General features: G+C 63.1%; 16 protein-coding genes. 7 read left to right on the plus strand and 9 right to left on the minus strand.

Features of this window, described 5'->3' with window-relative positions; all coding sequences use genetic code 11:
- Positions 1–230: transposase (locus Q0139_RS11285; protein ID WP_298021812.1), on the minus strand; the 230-nt coding region annotated here is incomplete at its 3' end.
- 106 nt (positions 231–336) lie between these two features.
- Here Q0139_RS11285 and Q0139_RS11290 point away from each other — a divergent pair.
- Both Q0139_RS11290 and Q0139_RS11295 read left to right on the plus strand, forming a co-directional pair.
- Positions 337–570, plus strand: coding sequence for a DUF6471 domain-containing protein (locus Q0139_RS11290; protein WP_298021772.1), 234 nt, complete (start codon positions 337–339; stop codon positions 568–570).
- Between the two features lie 11 nt (positions 571–581).
- Entirely contained in the window at positions 582–1442 is an 861-nt protein-coding gene (locus tag Q0139_RS11295; protein WP_298021775.1) for a hypothetical protein, read from the plus strand.
- A gap of 130 nt (positions 1443–1572) precedes the next feature.
- On the opposite strand, the gene Q0139_RS11300 is transcribed toward Q0139_RS11295, so the two are convergent.
- A complete protein-coding gene (locus tag Q0139_RS11300) occupies positions 1573–2358 on the minus strand; it encodes a hypothetical protein (protein WP_298021777.1) in 786 nt (261 codons plus the stop codon).
- Between the two features lie 137 nt (positions 2359–2495).
- Complete coding sequence (locus tag Q0139_RS11305; RefSeq protein ID WP_298021780.1) at positions 2496–3221, minus strand: hypothetical protein; 726 nt, start codon at positions 3219–3221, stop codon at positions 2496–2498.
- A 160-nt stretch (positions 3222–3381) separates the two neighbouring features.
- Here Q0139_RS11305 and Q0139_RS11310 point away from each other — a divergent pair, with 160 nt between their 5' ends.
- On the plus strand, positions 3382–3603 hold the full coding sequence (locus Q0139_RS11310) for a hypothetical protein (protein WP_298021782.1): 222 nt from the start codon (positions 3382–3384) through the stop codon (positions 3601–3603).
- On the opposite strand, the gene Q0139_RS11315 is transcribed toward Q0139_RS11310, so the two are convergent.
- The gene (locus tag Q0139_RS11315) at positions 3600–4037 is read right to left on the minus strand and encodes a DUF1330 domain-containing protein (protein WP_298021784.1); all 438 of its coding nucleotides are present in this window, start codon (positions 4035–4037) and stop codon (positions 3600–3602) included. The genes Q0139_RS11310 and Q0139_RS11315 overlap by 4 nt on opposite strands.
- Before the next feature lie 85 nt (positions 4038–4122).
- Between Q0139_RS11315 and Q0139_RS11320 the strand changes: the two genes are divergently transcribed.
- Both Q0139_RS11320 and Q0139_RS11325 read left to right on the plus strand, forming a co-directional pair.
- Complete coding sequence (locus Q0139_RS11320; protein ID WP_298021787.1) at positions 4123–4542, plus strand: biopolymer transporter ExbD; 420 nt, start codon at positions 4123–4125, stop codon at positions 4540–4542.
- Positions 4543–4580: 38 nt separating this feature from the next.
- Positions 4581–5168 (plus strand): heme-binding protein, encoded by a 588-nt coding sequence (locus Q0139_RS11325; RefSeq protein WP_298021790.1) that lies wholly within the window; start codon positions 4581–4583, stop codon positions 5166–5168.
- Positions 5169–5198: 30 nt separating this feature from the next.
- Here the strand turns inward: Q0139_RS11325 and Q0139_RS11330 are convergent, their stop codons facing one another.
- From Q0139_RS11330 to Q0139_RS11340, 3 genes are all read right to left on the minus strand, one after another.
- Entirely contained in the window at positions 5199–5570 is a 372-nt protein-coding gene (locus Q0139_RS11330; RefSeq protein ID WP_298021793.1) for a glycine zipper 2TM domain-containing protein, read from the minus strand.
- Positions 5571–5795: 225 nt separating this feature from the next.
- Complete coding sequence (locus Q0139_RS11335) at positions 5796–6116, minus strand: hypothetical protein (RefSeq protein ID WP_298021796.1); 321 nt, start codon at positions 6114–6116, stop codon at positions 5796–5798.
- Between the two features lie 120 nt (positions 6117–6236).
- On the minus strand, positions 6237–6755 hold the full coding sequence (locus Q0139_RS11340) for a hypothetical protein (RefSeq protein ID WP_298021799.1): 519 nt from the start codon (positions 6753–6755) through the stop codon (positions 6237–6239).
- A gap of 230 nt (positions 6756–6985) precedes the next feature.
- Here Q0139_RS11340 and Q0139_RS11345 point away from each other — a divergent pair, with 230 nt between their 5' ends.
- Positions 6986–7504, plus strand: a complete 519-nt coding sequence (locus Q0139_RS11345; protein ID WP_298021801.1) for a thermonuclease family protein — start codon at positions 6986–6988, stop codon at positions 7502–7504.
- 164 nt (positions 7505–7668) lie between these two features.
- On the opposite strand, the gene Q0139_RS11350 is transcribed toward Q0139_RS11345, so the two are convergent.
- The gene (locus tag Q0139_RS11350) at positions 7669–8211 is read right to left on the minus strand and encodes a hypothetical protein (RefSeq protein WP_298021804.1); all 543 of its coding nucleotides are present in this window, start codon (positions 8209–8211) and stop codon (positions 7669–7671) included.
- 219 nt (positions 8212–8430) lie between these two features.
- On the opposite strand from Q0139_RS11350, the gene Q0139_RS11355 reads away from it, so the two are divergent.
- On the plus strand, positions 8431–9303 hold the full coding sequence (locus tag Q0139_RS11355; protein WP_298021807.1) for a toll/interleukin-1 receptor domain-containing protein: 873 nt from the start codon (positions 8431–8433) through the stop codon (positions 9301–9303).
- A gap of 12 nt (positions 9304–9315) precedes the next feature.
- Here Q0139_RS11355 and Q0139_RS11360 read toward each other — a convergent pair whose 3' ends face one another.
- The gene (locus tag Q0139_RS11360; RefSeq protein WP_298021810.1) at positions 9316–9642 is read right to left on the minus strand and encodes a TraR/DksA family transcriptional regulator; all 327 of its coding nucleotides are present in this window, start codon (positions 9640–9642) and stop codon (positions 9316–9318) included.
- Positions 9643–9923: the final 281 nt, after the last annotated feature.

The following is a 9923-nucleotide window of genomic DNA, read 5'->3' on the forward strand; positions in this document are numbered from 1 at the left end:
GTGCCGCTGGTGACGCTGAACTGGTGGTGACAGGCAACGCACTTGAACTTGCGACGCGTGGAAATGTCGTAAGTCTCGACACAGCCGCAACGAGGGCAAACCGCCTCGCCTTCCGTTTCCGGCCAGCGAAGGCCGCAAAACGTCTCATAAGCCTTATCCTCGCCCATGGTGAACACAGCCTTCAGGCTGATCGTCCGGGCTTTGGCCGAAAGAAGGAAGTGCTGTGTCATGGTCATGATCTCCGATACCTTGGTATCTTAGATAGTGACCTATGGTATCGTTGTCAATGCCTAAAGTATCGTGTATGGTGACTTTATTCACCATCGGAGATACGCAATGCCAGTGCAGGAAAAGGAGTGGGAAGACCGGGTTAAGGGGATGCTGAAAGCGGAACTGAAGCGCCGGAACGTGACCTATGCGGAGTTAGTCGGGAAGCTGGCGGATATAGGGGTTATGGACTCTGTGCCGAATATAAAGAACAAGATCAGCCGGGGTAAATTTACAGCGGTGTTTTTGTTGCAATGCCTACAGGCTATCGGCTGCTCTTCGCTGCATCTATCGGAGTCCTAGCATTCGTTTGTTTGGGGCTGGGAGCCTTTACCGGCGCGTTATACGCTCCCGATTATAGCAATCAGTCCGCAATAGGAGGCAACCGGAATGGCAATGACAGCAACCGCCAGCCATCCCAAATTGACCGCGATAGAGCGGGACTGCCCGAGTTTGCTGAACGCGTAACCAGCGGCCCCGATCCCGAGAATGGCAAAGAGCGCGAGGCGCGCGATCTCGCGGCCCAAGAGTCCATGTCGGTATGGGCGTTCTGGCTGCTGCTTGTTTCGGCGGTCGGCGCGTTGACCACCATTATCGGCACCTGCCTTCTGCTGTGGCAGGTTATGCTCACTCGGAAAGCTGTGGAGGACACCAGCGGCGCCACCGCTGCCATGGAGCGCTCCAATTTGGAAACTAGGCGGAACGCCGAATGGGAATTGAACGCCTACTTGTTCTTTGATCGGGCTTGGATTCAAGATCTGGACGAAACCTATATTGTTAATGTGTTCGTTAAAAACTTCGGCCACACGCCTGCTCAGTTCGACGCCTATACCAGCGTCGAACTGAGCAGCTACCCGATCCAAAAAGACGCCAAAGTGCCGAAGTTCCAGCCTAACAAATCTCGGTGTGAGATTGGGCCGGGGCAGCAAATCACCCTTCAAGTCATTCCATCTGACGCTCAGTGGACCAAAGTGCAGTTGGACGAAGCCGCGCTCTTGGTCAGGGCTGAAATATCCTATTTCGTGCCCCATACGCCGGACAGCCTCCCCCGCGAAGAGCCGAGAAAGCGACCTGTCCGGCGCCAACAAACATACATCATCCGCTGGGAAGATTTCTTCGCGAAAGAAGGCAGGTTGCTGAAAGACACCGACTACAAGAGCGACAACGAAGCCTAACCACCCCACGGGTCAGACCCCCGCGCATGGCTTGGTGCGCTTCCTACATAATGCCGGAGTATCCTGAATGGGAGGCCGGGTGGGGGTGCGGGCTGGTGCGGCGACCTCGCGCTAGCGAGGTTCTGACAACCTATCTTCCGTTATTCGCGATGATGTCGATATCCGTGCCGCCATCCGAACGCTCGGCGAAGATGATGTAATAGGCTCCCTCGTCGCGCTCGCGATAGCCGCCGAGTACGTGGTCGCCATGGCGGATCAGGTGTTCGCTCGAATAGCCGGCGCGCATGGCGCGGGTATAATACCAGTCGATCATCCGATCCATGCTTGCCGGCGTGCGGAAGCTGACGACGCGCATCCGGCATCCGGGCGCGTCATTGCCCGCCGCTTCGGCGACTTCGGCGCGCGGATAGACCTGGAAGGCGACCGGCATGCGATCGGCATAGGCCATGCTGTATTCGACGCCGGCGCCGGAGCAGCTTTCGCCGCTCGGGCCGCTCTGCTGGTTCGAGGCGAGCTCGCCCAGCGTGGTCTCGCCCTGCGCCGCGCTCTGGCCGGCGCCGCAACCGCTGGCGCATTCGTCGCCCGTCGCCTGCCGCGCCGCCGGGGCGCTGAGCAGACGGCCTTCGGAGATCGCCCGCTGCGCCGCACGCTGGTCGGCCGTCATCGAGGAGAAGGTGTCGGGAACCGGCGCGCCGCCCATCGAATCGTTGGGAAGCGCCGAATTGGCGTTCGACTGACCGGCAAGGTCGGTATCGACCATGATCTGGTCTTCGAGCGCAGCGGTCAGCGCCGGATCGCTATTGTCTGCCTCCCCGAGGATCTGCTCGTCGATCGCTTCGGCGTCGGTCTCGCTGGCGCCCGTGCCGCACGCGGCCAGCGTCATGGCCAGCGCAATGGCGCCGGCCCGACCCAACATGTTAACCTTTTTGCGAACTGAAACCGTCATGATGCGCTGCTCCCTGCGTCAATCATGCCGTTTTTCGCGCGCAAAGGTTACCAAAGCGTTCAAAACCTTGGTTAACCGCCAAATTTTTTACCGTTTCTTCATTTTTCTCATTCGCCGCCGGCCGACGCCTCGAGAGCCGGATCGCGAACCGCAAGGCTGACCCGCGCGCCATCGCTGTTGTAGCGCGGCAGGATGGTGAGCGTGATTGTCCGTTCCGTTTCGGCGTTCTCCGCACGAAGGCTCATGGCGTCGACCGAGAAGCTCCGGGCCAGTGCCTCGCGGTAGAAATCATAGACATCGCTCACCGAATCGGACGTCTCGAAAGAAACCGACCGGTAATCGCCGTTGATATTGTCTTGAACCGAATCGGCCTCGGCATTGGGATAGGCGGGAAAGCCTTCGCCATATTCGCGGCTCATGTCGAAACCTGTCTGCGCGCCGCCCGGGCTCATCGAAGCGCGGGTACCGTCCTGCCAGGGGCCGACGGAGAAGCTGCTATTGGTACCGGCGTCTTCATCGCGCACGTTGATCGTGCTCGATTCGATTTCATAGCCGCCTTCCAGATAGGCGGTTCGGTAGAAGTCGAAGACCTCGTCGAGCGTCGCTTCGGTCTCGAAGTTCACAAGATGGATGTCGCCATTGACGCCCGTGTCTTCCACCGCCGTCAGATCGAGGCCGGGATAGGCCGGTTCGCCATTGGGCAGCGTGGCAGTCGGTTCGGCCGCTTCGGATTCCGACTCGGACGCCTCGCCTGCCCCTTCCGCATCCTCGTTCGCCGAGTTGCAGGCCGACAGGGCAGCCACGGCCGCAAGCGCAATAAAGGCAGATCGCATTGTCATTCCCCTCACCGATGCGACCCGGCAGATTGCGGAGCAAGATCAGCAGCTTTTCGACGTTTTGGCAATATGATTATGTGGCCGGAGACCCTTGTCGCGGGTTTCCGGTGATCTATATCAATAATACGCTGGAACTGTTGCTCGGGAGTCCCTGCAAATGCTCAACGTCCTGTCCATCTTTGTCGGTCTTTTCGCCGCGCTCCTGGTCATTCCCGGGATGATTCCCTTTTTCGGCTGGGTGAACTGGATCATGCTGCCGTTCGGCGGCGCGGCTTTGCTGCTCGGCCTGCTGTCGAGCCGCAACGAAGGGCGCAATCTCGCCATCGTCGTCCTTGCGATCGGCATCATCCGGCTCTGGATCGGCGGCGGCTTCTTCTAAGCGAAACCCTTGCCCGCATCGCGCGGCGCATGGCGGATCAGCCGTGAGGTCTGCACCGCCGCCTGGCGATGGACGACGGCTTTCTGATAATCCGGGTCGCTGACCATCTCGAGAAAGGCATGCGCGGTCGGGTAGCGCGCGACGAAGGCGGCGTCCCAGCGTTCGTCCTCCGGCCCGATGACCAGCGTTTCCGGCCTTCCCGACCAGACCACCGTTCCGCCGACACGGCGGAAGACCGGGCCGCTATGCTCGCCATATCGCGCATAGGCCTCTGCCCCGCTCAGCCCTTCGCCGGCCAGCGGATGCCCGTCGGGATAGTCCGCCTGTTCCTTGAAGCGCAGCAGGTTCAACATCTCGATCGGCGCGTCGCGATCGAGCGCCTTGAACGCATCGAAATGCGCCCGGCCCGGATCGACATGATTCTCATCGCTCATTCCACTCTCCCTGACTCCGCCGGAACTGGCGCAGGCACCTCTCTTATGTTATGATATCACATCAATACACAGAGGGAGAGACGCCATGGCCGCAATTTCCACCGTCACTATCGGCGCGCCGCGAAGCGATATCAACATGACACCGCTGATCGATGTCATGCTGGTGCTGCTGATCATGTTCATCATCGCCCTGCCGATCGTCACCCACAAGGTCCCCGTCACGCTACCCACCGGACAACCGGCCGCGGAAGGCACGCCGCCGCCCAGCGAGCGGCTGACCGTCCTCCCCGAAGGGGCGGTGCTGTGGAACGGCACACCGATCGGCGACGCAGAGCTGGAAGCGCGGCTGGAGCGTGTCGCGGCCGACGGCAACGGCCTGCTTGTCTTCGAAGCCGACGGGTCAGCGCGCTATGAGCGGGTCGATCACCTGCTGGCCCTCGTCGCACGCTCCGGCGTCGAGCGGATGGCCTTTGCGGGCAATCGGGAATTTGCGGCGGTTTTATAAGCTGCTATGGCCCGTCCGGACCGGCAGCGGAGACGGATATGGGCAAGGCGAAATGGATTGCGGCAGCGGCGGCAGGAACAGCGGCCGTGGCGGCGGCGGCCTATTATCTGCACGAACGCAACACCGAAAAGCCCGATTACGACCTGCTGGTCGAAGAAGGGCATTTCGCGCTGCGCGAATATCTGCCGCTGATCGTGGCGGAGACGGAACAGCCCGGTCATCGGGAAACGGCGTTCGGCAACGGGTTTCGGATCCTTGCCGATTATATCTTCGCCCGGTCTCGCCCGGGCGCGAAAATTGCGATGACGGCCCCGGTGCTCTGCGATCGGAGCGAGGGCGGAGATTGGCGGACGCGCTTCATCATGCCGTCCAAATATCGCAGAGTGGATTTGCCCCAGCCGCCCGAGGGCGTCGCGATCGCCGATATTCCGGCCCGGCGCATGGCGGCGATCCGTTTCGGCGGGACGCCCGATGAGGCCGATCTCGCCAATCGCGAGGCGGCTTTGCGTGAATGGATGGCGGCAAATGAGTTGAGCCCCGCAGGGCCGCCCGAATACGCTTTCTACAATTCGCCCTTCATTCCGGGCAAATTGCGCCGCAACGAAATACTGATCCCGGTCGCCTGACCGGGATCAGTATCGTCGGTTCATTGCCGGTTATTCGCAGCGCGAATCGCTGCGGTCGATCTCGCGACCCAGCAATGCGCCGGCGGCACCGCCAAGGATGGTGCCGAGCGTGCGATCACGCCCGCCATCGATCTCGCGGCCGAGAAGCGCGCCGGCAGCACCGCCGACCAGCAGGCCGACCGTGCCGTCTTCGCGCTGACAGCGATAACGGCCGCGATCATCGCGCCATACCCGGCCGTTATAACCGCGCCTGTCGCGACGCTGATAAAAGGCCGACTGGGCAGCCGCGTTCGACTGGGCGTGATAGCCCCAGGCCGGCGCATGGGCCGGCGGCGCGGCGGCGGCCGGAGCCGCGGCAAGGGTCGCGGCGGCAGCGGCCATGGAAAGCATCTTGATACGCATGGGTGTCACTCCTTGTTCAACTGCGCCCCATGAGAGCGTCGAACGAAAGAACGACCGCAAGCCCCGGCGGTTTCGTGAACCTCATACAACATACGCTTTTGCGTTGGATCGTCGACGAAGCGCCCCGATCCTGCGATGAAAATAATCCGGCAGGGCAGGTCCGTGACGAAAAAGGGGCGCGCCAATCCGGCACGCCCCTCATTTTCACCCGATGGGAATCTTCGATCAGTCGCCGACGATGACGCGGCCGATCGGATAGCCGTCCTCGATCATTTCCTTCTGATAATCGTGCATCGCATCGGCCAGCTCGGCGCGATATTCGGCGCGGGCATCGAAAACGTCGTCTTCGTCTGTGGCGCGCGCAAGATCGCTGCGAAGCTCGGACTCGGCTTCGAGAAGGTCCGTCTGATAGTCGAACCAGTGGTTGTTCTCGACGCCGCCGACGGGGCTGTAGAGTATGTCGGCGTCGGCGGGCGTATCGGCGAGGGCAGCGCCCGGAATGGCCAGCGCCATCGCGGCGGCCGCGGAAATCAGTTGGGTACGCATCGTCAATCCTCCTTGTCCGGTCTGACATTGCCGCCAACGTCAGGGGCAGCAGCGAAGTTCAACCGGCGGGGCGGCTATACGCCGATGCGTGGGAGTCGAGAGACGAACCGCGCGCGTCAATCAATCGGAAAGCAGTTGCGCGACCGAGATCGGCGCGCCGTCGGGATCGTCAGGCCGGATGTCGTCGACCAGCCATTCGCCGTCGTTCTGCCGCACGAAGATATAGACGACCTTTGTCGGGGTACCGAAATTGGCGAAGGAGGCCGTGACGTGGAGCGTGTCCGGCCCGGCCATGTCATGGGTTACTTCGAGATCGCTGATCTCCGCGTCCTGCCCGGCAATGACCCAGGCGAAATCGAGCCGGGAGATCTGGTCGGGATCGGCCTCGACAGCGGCGCGCTCCTCCGCAAACAGCGTCGACAATCTCGGCGACAGCGGCAGCGGCGGTGACAGATTGTCGACATTCTCCCAATCCTCGTAGAGCGCGGCGATCTCGGCCTCGGCGTCGGCGATGGCACCGGGATCGTCGGCCTGGACGGTGGCTTCGGCCGGCGCTTCGGCGTCTTCCTGGCCCGTGGCGGGCGATGTGCACGCCGCCAGAGCTGAGAAGATGGCGATTGTGATGGCATGGGGCTTCATGATCGTTCCTTTTCTGCCTTTCCTGACCATGGGCGGGATCGCTTTTCAATGCGAACCTTTTTGTACGCAAGCAGCCCGCCGCCAGACGCTCCGTTTCGGCGCCGCAACGGACCAGTCGGTTAACGCCTTTTCAGTGTTCCGCGAACATGATGGCGGGCATGGCCAGGCCGCGTTCGATCTACGATCACAATCCGCGATGGCGCCGCCATGCGCCCCGGAAAAGGCGATCCTTGTCGCGCCGTGGCCGGAGCGGCGGCGGCGACCGGCTCGAGCCGCCCTATATCGTGATGATCGCGCTGATCGCCGCGATCCTGCTTCTGCTCGCCCTGCCCTTTTTCAGGCCGGGCGGCGCGGCCGGCAATCTGTTGAGCGGCACGGCGACTTCCACCGCCGCCGCGCCCTATAGCACGCAGTTCGCGCTGTGCGGCTCCGCTCCCCGGATCGATTGCGTCGTCGATGGCGACACCTTCTGGATCGGCGGCGAGAAGGTCCGTATCGCCGATATCGACACCCCCGAACTCCATCCGGCGCGCTGCGCCGAGGAGGAGCGGCTCGGCCATGCCGCCAAGATGCGGCTGCGGGAGCTTCTCAATGCCGGGCCGTTCGCACTCGATCGGGACGGGACCGACCGCTACGGCCGGACGCTCGCCATCGTCAGCCGCGACGGCCGCTCGCTCGGCATGATGCTCGTCTCCGAGGGCCTCGCCCGGCGCTATGCGGGCGGGCGCCGCAGCGGATGGTGCGGCTGAGCATCTTCCCGATTGCCGCTGTCGGCACGATCGTCTAACGCACCTGTCCCCCGTGCGAGCGAGCGGCAATTGCGCTGGCAGATCAGCAACACGGCGCTCGTCGCGCGCGGGACTGTGCGCGAAGCGGCTGCCGGGGATGCGGCGCCGGCGCCATAGCCGCCTGTCTATCCGGCAGGCGCCCGCGTAAAGCGCTGGCGATTGCCCGGCCGCCACGTCTCGCCGCCATCGGTGGAGATCTCCATCCGCGAGCGGAAGCTGTCCGGCGTCACGTCCGACCGGGTGAAGCGCAGCATCATCGTCGATCCGTCCGCCATTCCGGTGTTCGGCGTCGTCCGTGTCTCGCTGTCGTCCGGGCCGATCATCCGCCACAGATGCCCGTCGCCGCCGACCGACGCCATCTCGATCTCGCCCCGGCCGGGCCGCACGAAGAACAGAATCGCCGATATCTGGTCGAGCGCCGGGATCGTGCTGACACCGGAAACGATCCGGTCGGGGACCACCCATTCGAACCGATACTGCCCTTCGCCGGTATAGGTGACGGTCCCGTCCGGCCCGATAAATTCGGTCGTCGCATCCCATGTTCCGATGACATGACGCAGCTGTTCGACCGCCTGCGCCGAGGGTTCGCGCGCCGGCTGCTGCGCGAAGGCGGGCGGCGCGGCCAGTGCGAGCAAAGCGGCGAACGCCATTGTCCATATTCGGATCATGTCCTTCTCCCATGCTTGGCCAGGGTCATCAGTACTGCGTTCTATCGCCTGCACTGCCAACAGGTCTTCGATCAAGCGCGTCCCTGCGGAACCAGCGGCGACAGCAATCGCCAATCGGGTGCACCGCCCGGCAACCACGCACTACCCCGGATCGGAACATTCTCCCCTTCGGCAATAGCGATTGTCATGATAGGATCGGCCGCAGGGGGGACGCGATAGATGGGAAAAATCTTCCTGTCCTATGCGAGCGACGACAAGTCGCTGGCCAAGGACATCCAGGCGCGGTTGCGGCAAAACGGGCATGACGTCTTTTACGACGAAGAGAGGCTGAGGGCTTCGGACGATTACGACCGGGTCATTCGGCAGCGGATCGGCAGTAGCGACGTGATGATCTTCCTGTGTTCGCCCGCCGCCGTGGCGGAAGGCCGCTATACGCTCACCGAGTTGGGGATGGCCGAAAGGCACTGGCCCAACCCGCAAGGCCGATTGCTCCCGGTGCTGGTCGGCGGTGCCGCGATCGGCGACCTCCCATCCTATCTCAAGGGACTGAGCGTATACCGGCCCAAGGGCGACGCGGTTTCGGAGATCGCGCATTTCGCCGGAGAGATGGCCCGGAAGCAAAGGCGCAAGGGGCGCAACCGGATCGCCATGGCGATTGGCGGCCTGGGGCTGGCGCTTGCCGCCAGCCTGCTGGCGTGGAAGTTCCTCGCGCCGGCCGAGCCCTCGACGCAAACGGCCGCCGTGGCAGGCGATATCGCCGCCAGCGATGGAGACACAGCCGAAAAATCGCCGACACTGTCGGAAAAACTCGTCGTGACCGCGCCCGACGTCGAGCGGGTCGCCAATGGCGAAGGCATGGAACCCTGGCTGATCTGCCCCGGCGCGAATATCACCTTCACCAACGACATCGGCGAGGACATCGCGCTCAGGGTCTCCTGGCCGCCACGCCGGGGACGCAAGAATCTGGGCATCGTTCCGCACGGCGCTTCGGCTACCATCCCCGGCACGATCGACGAGAATGGATTCGTGCTGCACGACGGCCGGCAACAGCGGATCATCGCCCAGGCTCAGGGCGACCCTCAAATGTGCTGAACCCGCCGGCGCCTATCCCTCGCGGCTGGCGCAGTCGATGCAGAGCGCCGCTTCCGGCCGGGCCTGGAGGCGGGCGGGCGCGATTTCGCCGCCGCAACGCACGCATTCGCCATAGGTCCCGTCCTCGATCCGGGCGAGAGCGCGTTTGACCGAAGCGATCTCCGCCGCGACCAGCCGCCCCTGCGCCTCGAGCGCTTCGTCGTCGCTTTCCTCGCTCGCACGATCTTCGGAATCGGCGCTCGGCGGTGCATCCATGTCGCGCGCCAGATGCGCCTCGCGCGCCTGCAGCTCTTCCAGCATTTCGGCCAGCTTTACGCGGGCCTGTTCGGTATCGGTCATTGGCATGTTCCCTTCTCGAAATGGGGCGGAGTTTGCATGGGGCTGTCGTTCGATACCTTGATCTGGCGCAAATCGAACCCCGCCATCCGCGCCCAAAGGTAACACCTGCTTGACACTTGCTTGACACCTGCTTGACGCGAAGCGGGGGCCAGCACGCTTCGATCGCTCCGCTTGAGAAGTCGCACTGTTCCCGCCTCCACGCGTAAGGGATCGGCGGCGAGGGGGGATGGGTTGTCCATGGTTCGGTCTCCTGTGGGGAGCCAGAGGATACCCTATATGGT

It is taken from the genome of uncultured Parasphingopyxis sp. (genome assembly GCF_937129435.1).
Classification (GTDB): Bacteria; Pseudomonadota; Alphaproteobacteria; order Sphingomonadales; family Sphingomonadaceae; genus Parasphingopyxis.